Origin of the sequence: Pseudomonas soli (assembly GCF_021283165.2) — a bacterium.
GTDB classification, from domain to species: domain Bacteria; phylum Pseudomonadota; class Gammaproteobacteria; order Pseudomonadales; family Pseudomonadaceae; genus Aquipseudomonas; species Aquipseudomonas soli.
Map to the genome: position 1 here is coordinate 2354706 of NZ_CP128543.1, position 20845 is coordinate 2375550.

Annotated in this window: 21 protein-coding genes and 1 tRNA gene; 10 read left to right on the forward strand and 12 right to left on the reverse strand. The window is 61.2% G+C overall.

Going from position 1 to position 20845, the window contains the following annotated elements:
- Nucleotides 1-49 precede the first annotated feature (49 nt).
- Together LU688_RS11010 and aat are read right to left on the reverse strand one after the other, a co-directional pair.
- A complete protein-coding gene (locus LU688_RS11010; protein WP_023630955.1) occupies nucleotides 50-757 on the reverse strand; it encodes an arginyltransferase in 708 nt (235 codons plus the stop codon).
- A gap of 57 nt (nucleotides 758-814) precedes the next feature.
- Nucleotides 815-1495 carry a leucyl/phenylalanyl-tRNA--protein transferase gene (gene aat, locus LU688_RS11015; protein WP_023630956.1) on the reverse strand — a complete coding sequence of 227 codons (681 nt, stop codon included), beginning with the start codon at nucleotides 1493-1495 and terminating at the stop codon, nucleotides 815-817.
- A 415-nt stretch (nucleotides 1496-1910) separates the two neighbouring features.
- On the opposite strand from aat, the gene LU688_RS11020 reads away from it, so the two are divergent.
- From LU688_RS11020 to cysG, 6 genes are all read left to right on the forward strand, one after another.
- Nucleotides 1911-4391: a DNA translocase FtsK gene (locus LU688_RS11020; RefSeq protein ID WP_052062188.1), complete on the forward strand. Its 2481-nt coding sequence runs from the start codon at nucleotides 1911-1913 to the stop codon at nucleotides 4389-4391.
- Nucleotides 4392-4453: 62 nt separating this feature from the next.
- On the forward strand, nucleotides 4454-5077 hold the full coding sequence (lolA, locus tag LU688_RS11025) for an outer membrane lipoprotein periplasmic chaperone LolA (protein ID WP_031315274.1): 624 nt from the start codon (nucleotides 4454-4456) through the stop codon (nucleotides 5075-5077).
- A gap of 12 nt (nucleotides 5078-5089) precedes the next feature.
- Entirely contained in the window at nucleotides 5090-6415 is a 1326-nt protein-coding gene (locus LU688_RS11030) for a replication-associated recombination protein A (protein WP_038705844.1), read from the forward strand.
- Complete coding sequence (gene crcB, locus LU688_RS11035) at nucleotides 6412-6786, forward strand: fluoride efflux transporter CrcB (protein WP_023630958.1); 375 nt, start codon at nucleotides 6412-6414, stop codon at nucleotides 6784-6786. Before LU688_RS11030 ends, crcB begins: the two co-directional genes overlap by 4 nt.
- A 30-nt stretch (nucleotides 6787-6816) precedes the next feature.
- Nucleotides 6817-8097, forward strand: a complete 1281-nt coding sequence (gene serS, locus LU688_RS11040; RefSeq protein WP_038705845.1) for a serine--tRNA ligase — start codon at nucleotides 6817-6819, stop codon at nucleotides 8095-8097.
- Nucleotides 8098-9489: a siroheme synthase CysG gene (gene cysG / locus LU688_RS11045; protein ID WP_094010424.1), complete on the forward strand. Its 1392-nt coding sequence runs from the start codon at nucleotides 8098-8100 to the stop codon at nucleotides 9487-9489. It begins immediately after the preceding gene.
- A 116-nt stretch (nucleotides 9490-9605) separates the two neighbouring features.
- On the opposite strand, the gene LU688_RS11050 is transcribed toward cysG, so the two are convergent.
- From LU688_RS11050 to LU688_RS11085, 8 genes are all read right to left on the reverse strand, one after another.
- Nucleotides 9606-10565: a glutathione S-transferase family protein gene (locus LU688_RS11050; RefSeq protein WP_094010423.1), complete on the reverse strand. Its 960-nt coding sequence runs from the start codon at nucleotides 10563-10565 to the stop codon at nucleotides 9606-9608.
- A 97-nt stretch (nucleotides 10566-10662) separates the two neighbouring features.
- A complete protein-coding gene (locus tag LU688_RS11055; RefSeq protein WP_094010422.1) occupies nucleotides 10663-11679 on the reverse strand; it encodes a glycosyl transferase family protein in 1017 nt (338 codons plus the stop codon).
- Nucleotides 11676-12011, reverse strand: a complete 336-nt coding sequence (locus LU688_RS11060; protein WP_023632846.1) for a TusE/DsrC/DsvC family sulfur relay protein — start codon at nucleotides 12009-12011, stop codon at nucleotides 11676-11678. Before LU688_RS11060 ends, LU688_RS11055 begins: the two co-directional genes overlap by 4 nt.
- Nucleotides 12008-12304 carry a sulfurtransferase complex subunit TusB gene (tusB, locus tag LU688_RS11065; protein ID WP_094010421.1) on the reverse strand — a complete coding sequence of 99 codons (297 nt, stop codon included), beginning with the start codon at nucleotides 12302-12304 and terminating at the stop codon, nucleotides 12008-12010. Before tusB ends, LU688_RS11060 begins: the two co-directional genes overlap by 4 nt.
- A complete protein-coding gene (gene tusC, locus LU688_RS11070; RefSeq protein WP_094010420.1) occupies nucleotides 12304-12663 on the reverse strand; it encodes a sulfurtransferase complex subunit TusC in 360 nt (119 codons plus the stop codon). The genes tusB and tusC overlap by 1 nt, the downstream gene beginning before the upstream one ends.
- 1 nt (nucleotide 12664) lies before the next feature.
- Nucleotides 12665-13057 carry a sulfurtransferase complex subunit TusD gene (gene tusD / locus LU688_RS11075; protein ID WP_023632843.1) on the reverse strand — a complete coding sequence of 131 codons (393 nt, stop codon included), beginning with the start codon at nucleotides 13055-13057 and terminating at the stop codon, nucleotides 12665-12667.
- Nucleotides 13058-13142: 85 nt separating this feature from the next.
- Nucleotides 13143-14522, reverse strand: a complete 1380-nt coding sequence (locus LU688_RS11080) for a nucleobase:cation symporter-2 family protein (RefSeq protein WP_094010419.1) — start codon at nucleotides 14520-14522, stop codon at nucleotides 13143-13145.
- Nucleotides 14523-14734: 212 nt separating this feature from the next.
- Nucleotides 14735-15406 carry a Bax inhibitor-1/YccA family protein gene (locus LU688_RS11085; RefSeq protein ID WP_028692373.1) on the reverse strand — a complete coding sequence of 224 codons (672 nt, stop codon included), beginning with the start codon at nucleotides 15404-15406 and terminating at the stop codon, nucleotides 14735-14737.
- 146 nt (nucleotides 15407-15552) lie between these two features.
- Here LU688_RS11085 and LU688_RS11090 point away from each other — a divergent pair.
- From LU688_RS11090 to LU688_RS11105, 4 genes are all read left to right on the forward strand, one after another.
- Nucleotides 15553-15640 (forward strand) — tRNA-Ser (locus LU688_RS11090).
- Nucleotides 15641-15987: 347 nt separating this feature from the next.
- The gene (locus LU688_RS11095; RefSeq protein ID WP_232887975.1) at nucleotides 15988-17322 is read left to right on the forward strand and encodes an ATP-binding protein; all 1335 of its coding nucleotides are present in this window, start codon (nucleotides 15988-15990) and stop codon (nucleotides 17320-17322) included.
- On the forward strand, nucleotides 17322-18278 hold the full coding sequence (locus LU688_RS11100; RefSeq protein WP_232887974.1) for an O-methyltransferase: 957 nt from the start codon (nucleotides 17322-17324) through the stop codon (nucleotides 18276-18278). The genes LU688_RS11095 and LU688_RS11100 overlap by 1 nt, the downstream gene beginning before the upstream one ends.
- Before the next feature lie 57 nt (nucleotides 18279-18335).
- Nucleotides 18336-19469: a DNA cytosine methyltransferase gene (locus LU688_RS11105; protein WP_434784946.1), complete on the forward strand. Its 1134-nt coding sequence runs from the start codon at nucleotides 18336-18338 to the stop codon at nucleotides 19467-19469.
- 11 nt (nucleotides 19470-19480) lie between these two features.
- Here the strand turns inward: LU688_RS11105 and LU688_RS11110 are convergent, their stop codons facing one another.
- Both LU688_RS11110 and LU688_RS11115 read right to left on the reverse strand, forming a co-directional pair.
- Entirely contained in the window at nucleotides 19481-20548 is a 1068-nt protein-coding gene (locus LU688_RS11110; protein ID WP_232887972.1) for a tyrosine-type recombinase/integrase, read from the reverse strand.
- Between the two features lie 3 nt (nucleotides 20549-20551).
- The gene (locus LU688_RS11115) at nucleotides 20552-20836 is read right to left on the reverse strand and encodes a DUF4224 domain-containing protein (RefSeq protein WP_269152081.1); all 285 of its coding nucleotides are present in this window, start codon (nucleotides 20834-20836) and stop codon (nucleotides 20552-20554) included.
- Nucleotides 20837-20845 lie beyond the last annotated feature (9 nt).

A 20845-nucleotide genomic window follows, 5' to 3' on the forward strand; every position in this document is an offset into this window, starting at 1 on the left:
AAAAGTGGCGTGGATTATGCCCGAAAATTGTGTTTCAAGCCAATGCCTTTCAGTTGAGGGTGACCCAGCGCTGATTGATCAGCAGTTCAATGGGGCGATACTGGGTCTTGTAGTTCATCTTCTTGCAGTTCTTGATCCAGTAGCCAAGGTAAACGGCCTCGAGGTTTTGGCGCAGGGCTTCGGTGATCTGCCAGAGGATCGCGTAGCGGCCGAGGCTGCGGCGCTCTTCCTCGGGCTCGTAGAAGGTGTAGACCGCTGACAGGCCGTTGGGCAGCAGATCGCACACCGCCACGGCCAGCAGTCGGCCTTCCAGGCGGAACTCGTAGAACCAGCAGAACGGCAGGTCGCGCACCAGGAAGGTGGAGAACTGGTCGCGGCTTGGCGGATACATGTCGCCATCGGCGTGGCGCTGCTCGATGTAGCGCCGGTACAGGTCGAAGTACTCTTCCTTGTACGCTGGACGGGCGGCGGTGACGGTCAGGTCGGCGTTACGTTTGAGGATGCGTCGCTGCTGGCGGTTGGGAATGAAGCGCGCAGCAGGAATGCGCGCCGGCACGCAGGCGTTGCACTGCTGGCAATGCGGGCGATAGAGGTGGTCGCCGCTGCGACGAAAGCCCATTTCCGAAAGGTCGGCGTAGACATGCACATCCATCGGCTGGCTAGGGTCGAGAAACAGTGTGGTTGCCTGCTCATCCGGCAGGTAGCTGCAGGAGTGGGGTTGAGTGGCATAGAACTTCAACCGCGCCAGCTCTGTCATGATCAACCCCTTAGGTGAGACGTTGTATCTAAGTGTAAGCCAGCTCCGGGAACTCGCCTAGGCAACCCAGCTGGCCGCACTGGGCTGATCCAGGTGTTGCGCCAGGTAATCGGCGAAGCTGGCCCGGCTGATGGCGCGGGCGCCCAGGCTGTGCAGGTGATCGGTGGGCATCTGGCAGTCGATCAGCACGAAGCCTGCCTGCTTCAGGTGTTCGACCAGTGTCACGAATCCCACCTTGGAGGCATTGTCGGCGCGGCTGAACATCGATTCGCCAAAGAACAGGCGGCCCATGGCCAGGCCATACAGGCCGCCGACCAGTTCACCCTCCCGGCGTACCTCGACCGAGTGGGCGATGCCGCGCCGATGCAGCTCGCAGTAGGCGGCGCGCATGGTGTCGGTGATCCAGGTGCCATCGGCGTAGTCCCGGGGCGCGGCGCAGGCAGCAATCACCGCCGCGAAGTCGCTGTCGAAGCTCACCTGGTAGCGGCCTTGGCGGATCAGCTTGGCCAGCGAGCGCGAGACATGCAGTTCGTCCGGAAACAGCACGGTGCGCGGGTCGGGCGACCACCAGAGGATCGGCTGGCCGTCCTGGTACCAGGGGAAGCAGCCGTGGCGATAGGCTGCGACCAGACGCTCCGGGGTCAGGTCGCCACCAGCGGCCAGCAGGCCGTTGGGGTCGTGCAGGGCCTTTTCCAGGGGCGGGAAAGTCAGCGAGTCGCGGGTCAGCCAGGTGAGCATGGGGTTCTTGAGCGGCGGGGGAGGGGAGGGCCTCCAGCATGGCGTGGCTTGTGGATGAGGTCAACGACCGTCCTCGCGGGCGCGGTCCGCGTGGGAGCAGCGATGCGGCGACCCGACTTGCCCCGCGACAGGGCCGGACCTGGCAGAATCTACCGCCAATCAACCACCCATTCGAGCCGCCACCGGCACCATCTGGCACATTTGCTGTCACACCTGTGCAAAAACACAGCATAAGCCTTTGTCACAAAAGAAAATGCATGCTCAAATTGCATCAATATGAAAGTCGCCCCGTTCACGCGCCATACAGCGTGCCGCCATGGCGGCGGGTGGGCAGTAATGTTAAAAGTAGTGGTTCATTGGCCGGTGACCGGCCAATCACTATTGGACGCGCAGCACGCGCAGGAATAGACGCGTTTTGAAGAAATCCACCGCAACCCCAGCCCCCTTGCCAGTGCCCCTGTGGCGGCAGCAGCTGCACTATCGCCTGAAGGAAGGTGCGCTGATTGCCGTCGGCGCCCTGTGCCTGTACCTGTGGATGGCACTGGTCACCTATGACACCGCCGACCCGGGCTTCAGCCACACCAGCAACGCCGAGCAGGTGCAGAACGCCGCCGGCCGCGCCGGGGCCTATTTCGCCGACATCCTGTTCATGGTGCTCGGCTACTTCGCCTACATCTTCCCGCTGCTGCTGGCGATCAAGACCTGGCAGATCTTCCGCGAGCGCCACCAGCCCTGGCAGTGGAGCGGCTGGCTGTTCTCCTGGCGGCTGATCGGCCTGGTGTTCCTGGTGCTGTCGGGCGCGGCCCTGGCGCATATCCACTTCCACCCCTCGGCGAACATCCCGTTCTCCGCCGGCGGTGCCCTGGGCGAAAGCCTGGGCGATCTGGCGCGCAACCTGCTGAACGTGCAGGGCAGCACGCTGATGTTCATTGCCCTGTTCCTGTTCGGCCTGACGGTGTTTACCGACCTGTCCTGGTTCAAGGTGATGGACCTGACGGGCAAGATCACCCTCGACCTGTTCGAACTGGTGCAAGGCGCAGCCAGCCGCTGGTGGGAGGCGCGTAATGAGCGCAAGCGCCTGGAAGCCCAGCTGCGTGAAGTCGACGACCCGGTCTTTGACCTGGGCGGCAAAGGCGACAGGCGCGAGCCGGCCAAGGCGCAGCTGCGCGAGCGCGCCGAACCTGTGATGACGCGTGACGAGCCGCCGGCCCGCCCGGTGGTGCCGCGCGAAGCTGCGGTGGCCCGCGAATCGGCCGCGCCGCGCGAAACCGTGGTAGCTCGCGCACAGCCCGCCGCCCCGGTGATCATCCCGCCGACCGCGGACAAGGCGCCGGAACCTAGCAAGCGGGTCATGAAGGAAAAACAGGCGCCGCTGTTCATCGACAGCGCGGTGGAAGGTACCTTGCCGTCCATTTCCATCCTCGACCCTGCCGAGCAGAAGAAGATCGAGTACTCGCCTGAGTCCCTGGCCGGTGTCGGCCAGTTGCTGGAGATCAAGCTCAAGGAATTCGGCGTGGAAGTCGCGGTGGACTCGATCCACCCGGGGCCGGTGATCACCCGTTACGAAATCCAGCCGGCCGCGGGCGTGAAGGTCAGCCGCATCGCCAACCTGGCCAAGGACCTGGCGCGTTCGCTGGCAGTGACCAGCGTGCGCGTGGTCGAGGTGATCCCCGGCAAGACTACCGTGGGCATCGAGATCCCCAACGAGAACCGCCAGATGGTGCGCTTCTCCGAAGTGTTGTCGTCGCCGCAGTTCGACGAGAACAAGTCGCCGGTCACCCTGGCCCTGGGCCACGACATCGGCGGCAAGCCGGTGATCACCGACCTGGCCAAGATGCCCCACCTGCTGGTGGCAGGTACCACCGGCTCCGGTAAGTCGGTGGGGGTGAACGCGATGATTCTGTCGATCCTGTTCAAGTCCGGCCCGGAAGACGCGCGGCTGATCATGATCGACCCGAAGATGCTCGAACTGTCGATCTACGAAGGCATCCCGCACCTGCTGTGCCCGGTGGTCACCGACATGAAGGATGCCGCCAACGCCCTGCGCTGGAGCGTCGCCGAAATGGAGCGGCGCTACAAGCTGATGGCGGCCATGGGCGTGCGCAACCTGGCGGGCTTCAACCGCAAGATCAAGGACGCCCAGGAAGCCGGCGAAGTCATCCATGACCCGTTGTACCGTCGCGAGAGCATGGACGACGAGCCGCCGACGTTGAAGACCCTGCCGACCATCGTGGTGGTGGTCGACGAATTCGCCGACATGATGATGATCGTCGGCAAGAAGGTCGAGGAACTGATCGCGCGTATCGCCCAGAAGGCCCGTGCCGCCGGTATCCACCTGATCCTCGCCACCCAGCGCCCGTCGGTGGACGTGATCACCGGCCTGATCAAGGCCAACATCCCGACCCGCATGGCGTTCCAGGTGTCGAGCAAGATCGACTCGCGGACCATCATCGACCAGGGCGGCGCCGAACAGCTGCTCGGCCACGGTGACATGCTCTATATGCCGCCGGGCACCAGCCTGCCGATCCGCGTGCATGGCGCCTTCGTCTCCGACGACGAAGTGCACCGCACGGTCGAAGCATGGAAGCTGCGCGGCGCGCCGGACTACAACGACGACATCCTCAATGGCGTCGAAGAGGCCGGCAGCGGCTTCGACGGCGGTGGCGGTGGCGGCGGCGATGGCGAAGACTCGGAAAGCGACGCCCTGTACGACGAAGCCGTGCAGTTTGTGCTGGAAAGCCGCCGGGCGTCGATCTCGGCGGTGCAGCGCAAGCTCAAGATCGGCTACAACCGCGCCGCGCGCATGATCGAGGCGATGGAAATGGCCGGTGTGGTCACGCCGATGAACAGCAACGGCTCGCGGGAAGTGATTGCCCCGGGCGGCCCACGCGATTGATGAACAACCTGCCGGGCGCCATAGACGGCGCCCGGCCCCTTCACTGTGCAATGAGGATTTCCATGCGCGCGATTCGCATGCTGTTGGTTTCTGCCCTGGCTGCGGCCAGCCTGTCGGCCCACGCCGGCGAACAGGACGTCCAGCGCCTGACGCAATTGCTGGAGAAGTCGCAGACCATCGAGGCCAATTTCTCCCAGCTGACCCTGGATGCCAGCGGCACCAGCCTGCAGGAGACCAACGGCAAGATGACCGTCAAGCGCCCGGGCCTGTTCTACTGGCACACCGACGCGCCCCAGGAGCAGGTGGTGGTGTCGGACGGCAAGAACGTCACCCTGTGGGACCCGGACCTGGAGCAGGCCACCGTCAAGAAGCTCGACGTGCGCCTGAACCAGACCCCGGCGCTACTGCTGTCCGGCGATGTGTCGAAGATCAGCCAGAGCTTCGACATCACCTCCAAGGAGCAGGGTGAGGTCATGGACTTCACCTTGAAGCCCAAGACCAAGGACACCCTGTTCGACTCGCTGCGCGTGTCGTTCCGCCGGGGGCTGATCAATGACATGCAGCTGATCGACAGCGTCGGCCAGCGCACCAACATCCTGTTCAATGGCGTCAAGGCCAACCAGGCGGTGCCGGACAGCAAGTTCCAGTTCGACATCCCCAAGGGCGCGGACGTCATCAAGGAGTAAGCGGAGCCCGTGATGGACCTGTTTCGAAGCGAACCCGTCGCCCAGCCCCTGGCCGCCCGCCTGCGCCCGTCGAATCTGGACGAGTACGTCGGCCAGGAGCACCTGCTGGCGCGCGGCAAGCCGCTGCGCGAGGCGCTGGAGCAGGGTGCGCTGCACTCGATGATCTTCTGGGGCCCGCCCGGGGTGGGCAAGACCACCCTGGCGCGGCTGCTGGCGCAGTTCTGCGACGCCCACTTCGAAACGGTGTCGGCGGTGCTGGCCGGGGTCAAGGAGATCCGCCAGGCCGTCGAGGTGGCCAAGCAGCAGGCCGGACAGTATGGCCGGCGCACCATCCTGTTCGTCGATGAAGTGCATCGTTTCAACAAGTCGCAACAGGACGCCTTCCTGCCCTACGTGGAGGACGGCACGCTGATCTTCATCGGCGCGACCACCGAGAACCCGTCCTTCGAACTGAACAACGCGCTGCTTTCGCGGGCACGGGTCTATGTGCTCAAGAGCCTGGACGAGGCCGCGCTGCGCAAGTTGGTCGATCGCGCCCTGAGCGAGGAGCGCGGCCTGGGCAAGCGCAACCTGCGGGTGGGTGACGAAGCCTTCAAGATGCTCATGGCCGCCGCCGACGGCGATGGCCGGCGCATGCTCAACTTCCTCGAGAACGCCTCGGACCTGGCCGAAGATGGCGGCGAGATCGGCGTCGAGCTGCTGCAGAGCCTGCTCGGTGACAGCCGCCGCCGCTTCGACAAGGGTGGCGAGGCGTTCTACGACCAGATCTCGGCACTGCACAAGTCGGTGCGCGGCTCCAACCCCGACGGTGCGTTGTATTGGTATGCGCGCATGCTCGACGGCGGCTGCGACCCGCTGTACATCGCCCGGCGCGTGGTGCGCATGGCCAGCGAGGATATCGGCAACGCCGACCCCCGCGCCCTGAGCCTGTGCCTGGCAGCCTGGGACGTGCAGGAGCGCCTGGGTAGCCCCGAGGGCGAGCTGGCGGTGGCCCAGGCCATCACCTACATCGCCTGCGCGCCGAAGAGCAACGCCGTTTACATGGGCTTCAAGGCGGCGATGCGTGAGGCCGCCGAGCACGGCTCGCTGGAGGTGCCGCTGCACCTGCGCAACGCGCCGACCAAACTGATGAAGCAACTGGGCTATGGCGAGGAGTACCGCTATGCCCACGACGAGCCGGACGCCTATGCCGCCGGCGAGGACTATTTCCCCGAGCAGCTCGAACCGCGCCAGTACTATCAGCCAGTGCCCCGTGGCCTGGAACTGAAGATCGGCGAGAAACTCAAGCACCTGGCCGAGCTCGATCGCGCCAGCCCCCGCCAGCGGAGAAAACCGTGATTGCACTGATTGCCGCAGTCAGCGCCGGCGGCATCGCCGGCACGCTGTTGCGTTTCGCCACTGCCAACTGGGTCACGGCCCACTGGCCGCGACACTTCTATGCCGGTACGCTGGCGGTCAACCTGGTTGGCTGCCTGCTGATCGGCCTATTGTACGGGCTGTTCCTGCACAAGCCGCTGGTGCCGGTCGAGCTGCGCGCCGGGCTGATCGTCGGCTTTCTCGGCGGCCTGACCACCTTTTCCTCCTTCTCGCTCGATACCGTGCGCCTGATGGAAAGCGGGCAGGTCCCGCTGGCCTTGGGCTATACCATTATCAGCGTGGTGGGCGGCCTGCTCGCGACCTGGGCTGGCCTGTCCCTGACCCGATTCTGAACCAACACCTACTTATAACGAGAGAACGATATGCTCGATTCCAAACTGTTACGCGGCCAACTTCAGGAAGTGGCTGACCGCCTGGCCTCCCGTGGCTTCAGCCTGGATGTCGCGCGCATCGAATCGCTGGAAGAGCGTCGCAAGGCCGTGCAGACCCGCACCGAGCAGCTGCAGGCCGAGCGTAACGCCCGCTCCAAGTCCATCGGCCAGGCCAAGGCCAAGGGCGAGGACATCGCCCCGCTGATGGCCGACGTCGAGCGCATGGCCAACGAGCTGGCCGCCGGCAAGACCGAGCTGGATGGCATCCAGGCGGAACTGGACGGCATCCTGCTGACCATCCCCAACCTGCCGGACGCCAGCGTGCCGGTCGGCGCCAGCGAAGACGACAACGTCGAAGTGCGCCGCTGGGGCACGCCGAAGGCCTTCGATTTCGAAATCAAGGACCACGTCGCCCTGGGCGAGGTCAGCGGTGGCCTGGACTTCGAGGCCGCGGCCAAGCTGTCCGGCGCCCGCTTTGCCGTGCTGCGTGGCCCGGTGGCCCGCCTGCACCGCGCCCTGGCGCAGTTCATGATCAACCTGCACACCGGCGAGCACGGCTACGAAGAGCACTACACCCCGTACCTGGTGCAGGCCCCGGCCCTGCAGGGCACCGGCCAGCTGCCGAAGTTCGAGGAAGACCTGTTCAAGATCACCCGCGAAGGCGAGGCTGACTTCTACCTGATCCCGACCGCCGAAGTGTCGCTGACCAACCTGGTGGCGGGTGAGATCCTCGACGCCAAGCAGCTGCCGCTGAAGCTGGTCGCCCACACCCCGTGCTTCCGCAGCGAGGCCGGTGCCTCGGGCCGTGACACCCGCGGCATGATCCGCCAGCACCAGTTCGACAAGGTCGAGATGGTCCAGGTGGTCGAGCCGTCCAAGTCGATGGAAGCGCTGGAAGGCCTGACCGCCAACGCCGAGCGCGTGCTCCAGCTGCTGGAGCTGCCGTACCGCGTACTGGCGCTGTGCACCGGCGACATGGGCTTTGGCGCGGTGAAGACCTACGACCTGGAGGTCTGGGTGCCAAGCCAGGACAAGTACCGCGAGATCAGCTCCTGCTCCAACTGCGGCGACTTCCAGGCGCGCCGCATGCAAGCCCGCTGGCGCAACCCGGAAACCGGCAAGCCGGAGCTGGTGCACACCCTCAATGGGTCGGGCCTGGCCGTCGGTCGTACCTTGGTCGCCGTGCTGGAGAACTACCAGCAAGCCGACGGTTCGATCCGTGTGCCTGAGGTGCTCAAACCGTACATGGGTGGCGTCGAGGTCATTCGCTGAATGGACTACCTGCCGCTGTTCCACAAGCTGCAGGGTGGCCGTGTGCTGGTCGTCGGCGGCGGCGAGGTCGCCTTGCGCAAGGCGCGCCTGCTGGCCGATGCTGGCGCCGCGCTGCGGGTGGTAGCGCCTGAGGTCGACAGCCAGCTCGCCGCAATGGCCCGAGAGGGCGGGGGCGAAGTCCTGGTGCGTGGCTACCAGGCCCCGGACCTGGACGGTTGTCGGCTAGTGATCGCGGCGACCGACGACTCGGCGCTCAACGCCCAGGTCTCGGCCGAGGCCCAGGCGCGCAGCCTGCCAGTCAACGTGGTGGATGCGCCGGCCCTGTGTACGGTGATCTTTCCGGCCATCGTCGACCGTTCACCGTTGGTGGTGGCGGTTTCCAGCGGCGGCGACGCTCCAGTGTTGGCGCGCCTGATCCGCGCCAGGCTGGAGGCCTGGATCCCTTCCGCCTACGGCGAGTTGGCTGGGCTGGCGGCGCGCTTCCGTCACAAGGTCAAGGCCTTGTACCCTGACGTGAACCAGCGTCGTGGCTTTTGGGAAACCGTGTTCCAGGGGCCGATCGCAGAGCGCCAGCTGGCCGGGCAGGGCGCCGAGGCCGAGCGCCTGTTGCAGGCGATGGTCGATGGCGCGCCGGTGCAGCAGGGCGGCGAGGTGTACCTGGTGGGCGCGGGGCCGGGCGATCCGGACCTGCTGACCTTCCGCGCCCTGCGCCTGATGCAGCAGGCCGACGTGGTGCTGTACGACCGCCTGGTGGCTCCTGCCATCATCGATATGTGTCGGCGTGACGCCGAGCGCATCTATGTCGGCAAGCGCCGCGCCGATCATGCCGTGCCGCAGGACAAGATCAATCGCCTGCTGGTCGACCTCGCTCGCCAGGGCAAGCGCGTGCTGCGGCTCAAAGGTGGCGATCCGTTCATCTTTGGCCGGGGTGGCGAGGAGATCGAGGAGCTGGCCGACGAAGGTATTCCGTTCCAGGTGGTACCGGGCATCACGGCAGCCAGTGGTTGTTCGGCCTATGGCGGGATTCCACTGACCCACCGCGACTATGCCCAGTCGGTGCGCTTCGTTACCGGCCACCTGAAGGATGGCACCAGCAACCTGCCCTGGAATGACCTGGTGGCTCCGGCCCAGACCCTGGTGTTCTACATGGGCCTGGTCGGCTTGCCGACCATCTGCGCCGAGTTGATCCGCCATGGCCGTGCGGCGAGTACGCCGGCTGCGCTGGTGCAGCAGGGCACCACCCGCAACCAGCGGGTGTTCACCGGCACCCTGGCCGACCTGCCAGCGTTGGTGGCACGCCACGAAGTGCATGCGCCGACCCTGGTGATCGTCGGGGAAGTGGTGCAGTTGCGCGAGAAGCTGGCGTGGTTCGAAGGCGCGCAAGACGCCTGAAATGACTGGGGCCGCCTTGCGGCCCATCGCCACGATAAGCCGGCTCGCACAGGATCATACAAGCCCCTGTGGGAGCCGGCTTGCCGACGGTGGGCTGTAAAGCAGCCCCAGCTTTATCAAGCCTTCCAGATCCCTTTGCCCATTAACCGCTCCCGGTCATGCGGCAAGCCGAAATCCTGCAACGGCCCCTTGGGCACGATGCCGTTCGGGTTGATGGTCTTGTGGCTCATGTAGTAGTGCTTCTGGATATGCTCCATGTTCACCGTGCCCGCCACGCCCGGCCACTGGTACAGCTCGCGCAGCCAGTTGGACAGGTTCGGGTAGTCGCTCAAGCGGCGCAGGTTGCACTTGAAGTGCCCGTGGTACACCGCATCGAAACGCACCAGCGTGGTGAACAACCGCACATCGGCTTCGGTCAGGTACTCACCGGCCAGGTAACGCTGGCGGCCCAGTAGCTCTTCCAGGTGGTCCAGTTCGTTGAAGACATCGTCGAAGGCGGCCTCGTAAGCTTCCTGCGAGGTGGCGAAGCCTGCGCGGTACACGCCGTTGTTCACGGCCGGGTAGATACGTTCGTTGAGCCCATCGATGGTAGCGCGCAGCGGCTCGGGGTAAAGGTCCAGGGTGTTACCGGTCAGTTCGTTGAATGCGCTGTTGAAGATACGAATGATCTCGGCAGACTCGTTGTTGACGATGCGCTTCTCTTGCTTGTCCCACAGCACCGGCACGGTTACGCGCCCGGTGTAGTGCGGGTCGTCCTGGGTGTAGCGCTGGTGCAGGTACTGCAATGCGTCCAGATGATCGCCGCTGGAGCCCTGCTGCTGGTCGAAGGTCCAGCCGTGCTCGCCCATCAGCCAGCTGACCACGGAGACGTCGATCAGCGGTTCCAGGCCCTTGATGGCGCGGAAGATCAGGGTGCGATGCGCCCAGGGGCAGGCCAGTGACACGTACAGGTGATAACGGCCGGCCTCGGCGGCGGGCAGTTGATTGCGGCGTTGAGCGTTCTCGCGCTTGAACGCGCCATCCTGGCTGGTCTGGTACCACTGGTCATGCCAGCGGCCATCGATCAAAAGGCCCATTGCAAAGCTCCTCGGAACAAAGTCGTTTGTCGTTGGAGCTCAGTCTAGTGAAAAGCGTTCGAATAAATAGCGCAAAGACTGCGCCCTATCTATCGGCTTATTCGATGCTTCTGCGGTTGGTCCAGTAGTCGCGAGCGCGGCTGAACGCCTGCTCGCGGTCCTGGCCCAGCCCGCGCAGGGCTAGGGCCATGGTCGCGACCACGGCCAGCTCGCCATAGCTGTCCTGTGCCTCGCCACGCCATACCGCCAGCAGGTGCTCGGGCTGCAGGCTGGCCGGCTTCACATGGCGCTGGGCGCTGAGGGCCGGCCACTCCTCGTCCCAGGCCTCGCCGGCCGAGGTGCCGTACAGGTGGCTGATGACATCCGGGTTGACCTCGATCTCGCCGCCGTCACCTTTGATCACCACTGTGTGGTCGCCGAGCAAGCGGCTGGCCTCGCGGTGCACCGCCTGGTAGCCGGGGTGGAAGATGCTCTGCAGGCCGCAGCGGGCGCCGAGCGGGTTGAGCACCCGGGCCAGGGAGTGGATGGGCGAGCGCAGGCCCAGGGTGTTGCGCAGGTCGATCATGCGCTGAAGCTGTGGCGCCCAGTCCTGCAACGGGAAGAAGGCCAGTCGACGACTGTCCAGGGCTTGCTCCACGACCGTCCAGTTGCGACACAGCGGGATACCCAGCAGGTCGAGCAGTTGCTCGGTGTACAGCCTGCCCGCCGTATGGGCGCCGCCGCCGTGCATCAGGATCCGCAAACCGTTGCCCGCCAGGCACTTGGCCGCCAGCAGGTACCATGGCAGATGGCGCTTCTTGCCGGCGTAGCTGGGCCAGTCGAGGTCGACGGTGATCTGGGGCGCGTGCAGATGGGCGCGCAGGGCCTCGGTGAAGCCGGCCAGCTCTTCGGCGCTTTCCTCTTTATGCCGCAGCAGCATCAGGAAGGCGCCCAGCTGGGTGTCCTCGACCTTGCCCTCGAGCAGCAGGGTCATCGCGGCGCGGGCTTCCTCGCGGGTCAGGCCGCGGGCGCCACGCTTGCCCTTGCCGAGGATGCGTACGAACTCGGCGAACGGGTGTTCGGCCGGGGTTTCCAGGGTCAAAGGGCGTGCTTCGTTCAGCTGTGGCTCGGTCATATGCAGTTGGTCGGCTTGGGCAGGCCCGCCAGCTTGGCGGCAAGTTTGGCGGGGGTGCCGTTGAACAGGCGGTTGAGGTGTGGGCTGTTGCCTTTCTCGGCGCCGAGCTTGAGCGCGGTGTACTTGATCAGCGGGCGGGTGGCCGGTGACAGCTGGTACTCCTGGTAGAACTGGCGCAACAGCTCGAGGATTTCCCAGTGGTCTGCGGTCAGGGCGATGCTTTCCCGCGTGGCGAGGGCCTCGGCGACTTCGCGGGACCAGTCCTGCAGCTCGACCAGGAAGCCGTCCTTGTCCAGGGCGATGTTACGATCGCCGACAGTCAGGGTACTCATAGCCAGCTGTTGACCTTGTCGTGGTGCAGGGTGAGCTCGACAAAGGCGGGGTAGTCCACTACCTTGGCCAATTGGCTGTCGAGGGCGCGGGCCTGCAGGTCTTCGGCGAGGGCGAACAGGCGCTCGCCGAGATTGGCGGCCTGCAGGGCAGCGAAGGGCTCGGTGCCGGCCTGGAGCGCGTAGGTGGCGTCACCGCACAGCAGCAGCGCGTCCTGCGGGCCGAGTAGACGCAGGCAACTGGCCAGGCGCTCGTCACCGAAGGGCGAATGGGCGATTACATGCAGGGTCGTCATCAGAGCGTCACCACCTGGTCGAAACGGGCAATCAGTGCGGTCAGCGCGGCGTTGTCGAGCACTTCCACCGGCAGTGACAGGGCGTCGTTGTCCAGCCCTCGGCGGGCGAGGCTGTGACCACAGGCGAACAACTCCTCCACACCGAACATAGGCAGGGCCTGGAGATTGGCGGCCAGGTTCTTCTGTTGCACGGCGTCTGGCTGCTGTGCGGCGGCGAGCTGGAACACGCCGTCATCGAGGAACAGCATGCCCAGCGGCAAATCGAAGGCGCCGCCGGCCAGGGCGATATCCAGCGCTTCGCGAGCGGACGGGCCGCTCCACGGCGCCTGGCGGCTGATGATCAGCAGGGACTTGGCCATTTCAATCACCTCCGAAGCAGACCAGGCGGTCGGCCAGTTGCGCGGCTTCGTGCAGCTGGCCCAGGCCGGACAGCTCCCACGGCATTGGCAGGTTTACCGCCGGGCGCTGGTAGCGGTTGGCCTCGGTGTCGTCGAGTACCCCACGACGCAGGGCGGCGGCAATGCACACCACGGCGTCGAGCCGGTGATCGCTGACGAAGGCACGCCACTGCGCGGCCACGTCCAGCTCATCCTGGGGCGCGACGATATTGGCCGAAGCACTGTGTACCCCGTCCTGGTAGAAGAACAGCCGGGCAATTTCATGCCCGCCGGCCAGCACCGCCTCGGCAAAGCGCAAGGCGCGGCGCGAGGAGGGCGCATGGGCCGGGGAAAAGACCGCGATGGCGAATTTCATGTAAGGCTCGAGCAAATGAATGCGGCCATGATAAAGCAAAAAGCCCGTGCGGGTGGGCACGGGCTTCTGCTCTGGCTGGCGGGGCTCAGGCCTGGTCTTTGCTTTCTGGCAGGAACCAGTTGAGCACCAGGGCACAGATGCCGCCGGTGGCGACACCCGACTCCAGCACGTTGCGCAGCGCCGCCGGCATATGCGCGAGGAACTCCGGTACCTGGGCCACGCCCAGGCCCAGCGACAGCGACACGGCGATGATCAGCAGGGCACGGCGGTCGAGGCGGGTGCTGGCGAGGATATTGATGCCCGAGGCCGCGACGGCGCCGAACATCACCATGGCCGCGCCGCCGAGCACCGGCTCCGGCACTGCCTGGATCACCCCGGCAACCGACGGGAACAGGCCCAGCAGGATCAGCATGGCGGCGATCCAGATGCCGATATGGCGGCTGGCGATGCCGGTCAGCTGAATCACGCCGTTGTTCTGGGCGAAGATCGAGCTGGGGAAGGTGTTGAACAGGCCCGCCAGCAGCGAATTGGCGCCGTTGACCAGCACCCCGCCCTTGATCCGCTGCATCCATACCGGGCCCTCGACCGGCTGGCGCGAAACCTTGCTGGTCGCAGTCACGTCACCGATGGCCTCCAGCGAGGTGACCAAGTAGATGACCAGCATCGGGATGAACAGCGACCAGGAGAAGCCCAGGCCGAAGTGCAGCGGCGTCGGCACCTGGAACAGCGCGGCCTGGTGCATGCCGGTGAAGTCCAGGCGGCCCAGGTAGCCGGCCAGGGCGTAGCCCACCGCCAGGGCGATGACGATGGCGCAGCTGCGCATCCATACCACCGGGACACGGTTGAGGATGACGATGATCGCCAGCACCACTCCCGACAGCAGCAGGTTCTCGCCATCGGCGAAGGTACCGTTGGCCATGGCGCCAAAGCCGCCGCCCATGCTGATCAAGCCGACCTTGATCAAGGTCAGGCCAATCATCAGTACGACGATGCCGGTCACCAGCGGCGTGATCAGGCGCTTGACGAAGGGCAGGATGCGCGACACGCCCATTTCCACGAACGAACCGGCGATGACCACGCCGAAGATCGCCGCCATCACGCCTTCAACTGGCGTGCCCTGCTTGACCATCAGCGCGCCGCCGGCGATCAGCGGGCCGACGAAGTTGAAGCTGGTGCCCTGCACGATCAGCAGCCCGGCGCCGAACGGCCCAAAACGCTTGCACTGGACAAAGGTGGCGATGCCCGAGATCACCAGCGACATCGACACGATCAGGTTGGTATCACGCGCCGACACGCCTAGCGCCTGACAGATCAGCAAGCCCGGCGTGACGATCGGCACGATGATCGCCAGCAAGTGCTGCAGAGCCGCCAGCAGGCCGATCAGCAGGCGAGGCTTGTCCTCCAGGCCAAGGACCAGTTCATTGGCAGGCGACGCCGCGCCTGGGCCGTGTTCGTGTGAACTCATGGGAAAATGCCGCCCCGGAAGGAAAAAGGAGCGCATTCTACGGGCAGAACGGCCATTGCGGTAGAGGCAAGCACGATGGGCGCACAATCGCGGAGGAAGGCGCTAATAAGCTGACTTTTGAGTCAATGTTTGTGAGGTGCCCGCCGCGGTTCAGCGGGCACGAAAAAGCCCGCCGAAGCGGGCTTTTCCTGTGGCGCTGGCAACCGATTCGATCAGTCGTCGCGGCCCATGATGCCAAACAGTTGCAGCAGGCTGACGAACAGGTTGTAGATCGACACGTACAGGCTGATGGTAGCCATGATGTAGTTGCGCTCGCCGCCATGGATGATGGCGCTGGTCTGGAACAGGATGCAGACCGACGAGAACAGCACGAAGCCAGCGCTGATCGCCAGTTGCAGGCCGCTGATCTGGAAGAAGAAGCTGGCCACCACGGCACCCAGCAGGACGAAGAAGCCGGCGGTGATGAAGCCGCTGAGGAAGCTCATGTCCTTGCGGGTGATCAGCACGTAGGCCGACAGGCCGCCGAACACCAGGGCGGTCATGGCGAAGGCCGAGCTGACCACTTCGGCGCCACCGGCCATGCCCAGGTAGCGGTTGAGGATCGGGCCGAGGATGAAGCCCATGAAGCCGGTGAGGGCGAAGGTGGACACCAGGCCCCAGGCCGAGTCACGCAGCTTGTTGGTGAGGAAGAACAGGCCGTAGAAGCCGATCAGCACCACGAAGATGTTCGGGTAGCCGACACGCATCTGCTGGGCGACGAAGGCCATGATGCCGCTGAAGGCGAGGGTAAGGGCCAGCAGGCTGTACGTGTTGCGCAGGACCTTGCTGACCTCCTGCTGCTCGACCTGCTGGCCGTGTTGGACGGCGTAATCCTGTTCGCGCATGGCGCACTCCTTTGGGGTGAGACCGCGGTCCGAGACCTGCGGTAGTGGAACGTATAGTGCAGAGCATATCAGAGCTGTCGCAAGCCGCGACACAGAGAGTTTGACAGCTTGTTACATTAAGGTATTATTGCCGCCGCAAAACAGCTGGAAGCGTGGCCGAGTGGTTTAAGGCAACGGTCTTGAAAACCGTCGATGGGCAACTATCCTAGAGTTCGAATCTCTACGCTTCCGCCACATTCAAAGCCCTGATTATTCAGGGCTTTTTGCATTTCTGGGGCAGCAAAAATCGCCCTGTCTGCGATCCTGTCGTTTCCGCATCCTTCCTTCCATTTCCGCATCGCGTCTCTCAGGTGCATGGCTGGACGGGCAGGGCGCTGATTTCCGCGCGCGCCTGTGCACATGCCTCAAGGCGAGCCATCCTTATCTCAGCCGCTTCTACTTTGTCCGAATGCCACGCCTGCGGGAGCTAGCAAGCAGGTCTCGAGCTCTGGCAATATGCAATCATTGGCTCCTGCAGCTTTAAACCAGCGTGCAGTCAGGATTGCTCCGGAGTGGGTCGGAGCGGAAAGGAGGGTTTACCGATGACGCAGTGGACGGCTAAAGCTGATCCAACCAAAGATTTCTTCATTGATATGATCACTCGAGATATCGGGCTCGATGAATGTATCTTTGATCTTTTGGATAACAGTATTGATGGTGCGTCACGACATGCACAGCTAAATGGCCGGCATAACCTGAACGGCTACTTTGCAGATGTTTTATTGAATGAAAACACTTTCGAGATAAAAGACAACTGTGGTGGGATGTCTTTGAATGATGCTCGAGAGTATGCTTTTCATTTCGGTCGTAGGGCGGATGCGCCCAAAGATGCTGAAAACTCCATTGGTTTATATGGAATTGGCATGAAGCGTGCCATATTCAAGATTGGTAAGATAATAAAAATCAGGAGTGCGACGGATTCTGCGCCGGAGGAGGCATTTGAAACAAACATAAATGTTTCTTCGTGGGCGGCCAAGCCAGAGTGGGAATTCGATCTTGATCAGATATCGCCGGATGGTTTTGTTGGTACTGAAATCGCTGTAAGTGAGCTGAGAAAAGGTACTGCCTCTGAGTTTTCAGATCAAATTTTTGTTAATAAATTGCGCAAAGATATTGGTAAATACTATTCTTTTTTCTTGCAGAATGGTTTCGAAATCAAAATCAACGGGGTAGCTGTTACGCAGCATATCTATGGCGTGCGAGATGGGGAAGCTATATCCCCCTATGTTCATGAATATACGGACACCGAGACAGGTGTGAATGTTCGTATTGTCTCAGGCGTCGCTGGTACTCCTCCAGAAGACGCTGGTGATCCAAACAGCCTGAGCAAAGACTCTGAGAGCTGGGGATGGTACGTCATATGTAATGATAGGGTAGTGCTCGCTGGGGATAAAACTGACAAAACAATTTGGGGGGACGCATTCCCCGCCTGGCACCCACAATATAATGGTTTTGTAGGTTTGATATTCTTTACCTCTGATCAACCAGGGGAGCTTCCTTGGACAACGACCAAGAGGCAAATCGACGAGACATTGCCAGTCTTCCGGCGTGCAACCACGTTTATGCGTGATGCAACTCGTAAATATCTTGATTATACCAATACGCGTAAGGCCAATCTGGACAAGGCAAAGGCGTTCGAGTCCAGTGCGGCAATTAAGGCAATTACTGAATTCAAAGCAAGGGCTCCTGAGCCAGCTTTGATGAAACTTCCGGTATTTGAATCAGCGCCGAAGATTAAAATGGGTACGGTCTCATACCAACAGCCTGTCGCAATTTTAACCAAGGTTGCTCAGGCACTTGGTAATAGCCAGATGAGCTACAAGCAGATCGGCCAAAAGACATTTGAATATTATGTTGAAAATGAGGTGGGGGAGTAATGGCCTCGTTTGAAGCAATTAATTATTCGCTTCGACCGAACAAGTGTGTTGAGCGGAAAATAATATTCGAGACGCTAGTCGGGTTGTCGAGTAGTTTTGATTTTTCGACATATCAATATTTGGGTATGGGGTCGATGTGGTTTGTTGACTTCATACTGGCGCACAAGAGCTTAGGGATAGAAGAGTTAGTTTCTTTTGAGCTTGAAGAATATTCGCCTAGAGCCATGTTCAACCGGCCTTATAAAAATATCCGTGTCTTCCCTGGTCTTGCTGCGGAGGGAATAGAGGCTACCGACTGGTCGAAGCCTTCTATCGTTTGGCTTGACTACGACTGTGGACCTGAAAATCCAGCAGTTTTTGAGGATAGCGCAACAGTGGCCTCAAAAATTTCTCCTGCTTCAATTCTAATGGTGACAGTGAATGCTCACATGGGGCGGGTTCCCGATAAGGATTCAGAGGGAAATCCTCAAGGCCGACATAAAGGGCTGGAGCAGATTATCGGTGATGCTGCGCCAAGCGCTGAGGAGTTCAAGCATATAAATGTTAAGAACTATCACAATGTATTGGCGACATGTCTAACAAGGCATATTGAGCGTGCTCATAGGCGTTCTGGGAGAGGTGGGAAATTTGTATCTTTCTTGAATTATTACTACAAGGATAATGCGCCAATGATTACTGTTGGTGGGATGTTTGTAGATGAGGAAAGTGACTTAAAGCTGAATGAAAATAGATGCTTCTTGAATTCGGAATACATCGGTCCGGCGTTGTATCCTATTCAGGTACCCCCTTTGACCCATCGTGAACGTATATCTCTAGATGCGCTCTTGCCGTCCAGTGAAAAGATCAGCGAGGCGGAAGTCTTGGAAAAGCTAGGTTTTAAGTTGGATCAAAGCCAGCTCGACGACTATGCGAAATTCTATAAGTTGTACCCTTCGTACGGAGAGCTGGTTTTATGACGGGTCTTCATTTCTTTTGAGAAATGCTATATAATGCGGGCTTTTGATTATTTGTAGGTGAGCGGTTTGAGTAGGCCAACCTTCGTTGATTTGTTCAGTGGGTGCGGAGGTTTTGGCCTGGGGGCAGAGCTGTCTGGGTTCAAGAACATTGCGTCGGTGGATATTGATCCAGACTTGCAGTATTCATATAAGCTGAATTTCCCAAACTCGAAAGTTCACTTGGCGGATATTTCGACGCTAGATGCCGCCTTTTGGCGGGAAGCCATCGGTAATGCTCGTCCGGATTTGGTTATCGGTGGTCCGCCTTGCCAAGGATTCAGCCGAATTGGCTTGCGAAAACCAGAGGATCCTCGAAATAGTCTAATCACCCACTTTTTTAATCAAGTGCTTATTCTCAAGCCGAAGTTTTTCGTAATGGAGAATGTCGAGGGAATACTTGATGCCAAAAATAGGTTTATTTTGGATGAGGCGCTTAGCTTGATCGGCGCAGACTACCATGTAATCGGCCCGTTTAAAGTGAATGCATTGGAATGCGGTGCGGCGACATCCCGGAAAAGAGTGCTTGTGATTGGTTGTCACAATGACATGTCTGTTCCTTCGTTTGAACGTATATTAGCAATTCCTCAAGTTCGCCCTGTAACGGTTTGCGAGGCGATTTCTGACTTGCCTTCTCCTGTAGATATGGTCGAGCTCACCAGTAGTGGCTACGGTTGGTGGGGTTACAATCGTGATGCTTCTGTAAGCAAGTATGCGAAGCAGCTGAATAAAGTATCACCGGCTGTTGGTGCAAAATTTGCCAAGGAAATGCTTAGAAACGGGATGGTTTCCGGTTTGATGAGAACGCGGCATACCGATGCAGTGATACGTCGTTTCTCAAATACCGCACCTGGCGCTGTTGAAGAAGTGAGTCGATATCCGAGATTGTCTTGGGATGGATACTGTCCGACTCTTAGGGCGGGTACTGGTAGTGACAAGGGCAGTTTCCAGGCCATGCGCCCAATCCATCCTTCCGAGCCCCGCGTAATTACTGTCCGGGAAGCGGCCAGACTTCAGGGTTTCCCGGACTGGTTTGTTTTTCATCCAACCATTTGGCACTCTTTCAGGATGATTGGGAATAGTGTCTCTCCGATCATGTCGAAGTATGTTTTAAGCCTCGTAAGAGAGGCATTTGATTTAGAAACTGCCGCATAGTTGTTTCGGCTCTAGCGGGTTGGTTTCACGACCTCGCCAACTCGGCGATATACCGTTTCTGTGATACGTTTGTCAGTGTGACCTAGGAGGCGGCTTGCATGTCCCAAGTCGCCAATTTCACTTGCTGCCTTGGGGCGAATATCCCTGAATTGGAACTGACGAATCTGCTCCGCTAGAACCTGGTCGTCTGCGGCACGCGCTTCCGAGGCTGCGGCCTTTCGGGCATCGTCGAAGCGAAGTCGAAGCATTGAAGCGGTGACGGTTTTGCCGCTTTCAGTGGTGACCAGATGCGGGCTACGGACATTGCGCTCAATCCGCTGCAAAAGCAGCCGCTCTACAAGCAGGCCAAGATGGTTTACCACGTCCCCAGAGCGGAGCTCAATGCGCAGCTTCTTGGACGTCTTGCGCTGTGCGACTTGGAGGTAGTCGTCATCGCAATCTGAGGCTCGCATTGAGAGGACATCTGCCGGGCGTTGGCCAGTTAAGTAGGCCAAGTCCATTGCATCGCGCAACTCGCTCGCAGCGCATGCGTACACGGCATTCCATATTTCCGGTCCTGCATAAAAGTCGCGCGGTCGCTCCTTGTTCTTGCGCACGCCAGCAGCTGGGTTTTCCCTTTCCGTGATCCCCCATTCCCGCGCCATGTTGTAAATGTGCGACAGGAGGGAAATTTCACGGTTGGCCCTGACCTTACCCGAGCGCTTATCTCGATACTGGGCAATGATCTGAGGGGTTAAGGCATCGATTGGCGCCTCCCCGAAGGCAGCCCGGAGTTGCTTCAGTGACAGCAGGTTGTCTTTCTGCGTCCGCGGCATCTTTCCGGGGACTACATCCCTCTCGTACCGGTTGAAGACATCACCAAGAAGGCGAGTGATCTTCGGCACGGCCTTGCGATCAAGTTTGGCCCACTCAATTTTGGCTACGTCCAGGTCAGTGCCGAGCGGGATCTCGACGCGTTTGCCATTTTCATCGCGCCCGTCGTAGTAGTATCCGACCCATTGTTTTCCGGACTTCAGTGTGCGGACCCGCCGCAGCATGCGCGGCGGCAGGTCCCGGTTACGCGGTTTTTTCAAGCGCATGCGTCAGTTCACTCGGGTCAGATCAAACGTCCATGTTTCGGTCACGGCAGTTGATTCGGAAGGTTTCAGTCCGGCCAGCTTGAGGCGGGCATAGAGACGTCCCACGACGGGGCGTCTGGCGCCATTGAGAACGTGCTGCCACCCGTTTGAAGCGAGCCACTGGATCTGCCTTGAGGGCGTCTGGTAGCCGGTAATACTGGCCACCTCATCGTCCGTCAGTAGTTCTCCGAGGTACTTCACGGGATTGATGAACGCGTTGGAGATGATTGCGGAGTTGGTTTCTTTCATGCTGTCGCC

What these genes read in the sequence shown, in the direction of transcription:
- LU688_RS11010 (WP_023630955.1), bottom strand. Translation starts at nt 757, where the DNA reads ATGACAGAGCTGGCGCGGTTGAAGTTCTATGCCACTCAACCCCACTCC.
- aat (WP_023630956.1), bottom strand. Translation starts at nt 1,495, where the DNA reads ATGCTCACCTGGCTGACCCGCGACTCGCTGACTTTCCCGCCCCTGGAA.
- lolA (WP_031315274.1), top strand. Translation starts at nt 4,454, where the DNA reads ATGCGCGCGATTCGCATGCTGTTGGTTTCTGCCCTGGCTGCGGCCAGC.
- LU688_RS11030 (WP_038705844.1), top strand. Translation starts at nt 5,090, where the DNA reads ATGGACCTGTTTCGAAGCGAACCCGTCGCCCAGCCCCTGGCCGCCCGC.
- serS (WP_038705845.1), top strand. Translation starts at nt 6,817, where the DNA reads ATGCTCGATTCCAAACTGTTACGCGGCCAACTTCAGGAAGTGGCTGAC.
- cysG (WP_094010424.1), top strand. Translation starts at nt 8,098, where the DNA reads ATGGACTACCTGCCGCTGTTCCACAAGCTGCAGGGTGGCCGTGTGCTG.
- LU688_RS11050 (WP_094010423.1), bottom strand. Translation starts at nt 10,565, where the DNA reads ATGGGCCTTTTGATCGATGGCCGCTGGCATGACCAGTGGTACCAGACC.
- LU688_RS11055 (WP_094010422.1), bottom strand. Translation starts at nt 11,679, where the DNA reads ATGACCGAGCCACAGCTGAACGAAGCACGCCCTTTGACCCTGGAAACC.
- LU688_RS11060 (WP_023632846.1), bottom strand. Translation starts at nt 12,011, where the DNA reads ATGAGTACCCTGACTGTCGGCGATCGTAACATCGCCCTGGACAAGGAC.
- tusB (WP_094010421.1), bottom strand. Translation starts at nt 12,304, where the DNA reads ATGACGACCCTGCATGTAATCGCCCATTCGCCCTTCGGTGACGAGCGC.
- tusC (WP_094010420.1), bottom strand. Translation starts at nt 12,663, where the DNA reads ATGGCCAAGTCCCTGCTGATCATCAGCCGCCAGGCGCCGTGGAGCGGC.
- tusD (WP_023632843.1), bottom strand. Translation starts at nt 13,057, where the DNA reads ATGAAATTCGCCATCGCGGTCTTTTCCCCGGCCCATGCGCCCTCCTCG.
- LU688_RS11080 (WP_094010419.1), bottom strand. Translation starts at nt 14,522, where the DNA reads ATGAGTTCACACGAACACGGCCCAGGCGCGGCGTCGCCTGCCAATGAA.
- LU688_RS11085 (WP_028692373.1), bottom strand. Translation starts at nt 15,406, where the DNA reads ATGCGCGAACAGGATTACGCCGTCCAACACGGCCAGCAGGTCGAGCAG.
- LU688_RS11095 (WP_232887975.1), top strand. Translation starts at nt 15,988, where the DNA reads ATGACGCAGTGGACGGCTAAAGCTGATCCAACCAAAGATTTCTTCATT.
- LU688_RS11100 (WP_232887974.1), top strand. Translation starts at nt 17,322, where the DNA reads ATGGCCTCGTTTGAAGCAATTAATTATTCGCTTCGACCGAACAAGTGT.
- LU688_RS11110 (WP_232887972.1), bottom strand. Translation starts at nt 20,548, where the DNA reads ATGCGCTTGAAAAAACCGCGTAACCGGGACCTGCCGCCGCGCATGCTG.
- LU688_RS11115 (WP_269152081.1), bottom strand. Translation starts at nt 20,836, where the DNA reads ATGAAAGAAACCAACTCCGCAATCATCTCCAACGCGTTCATCAATCCC.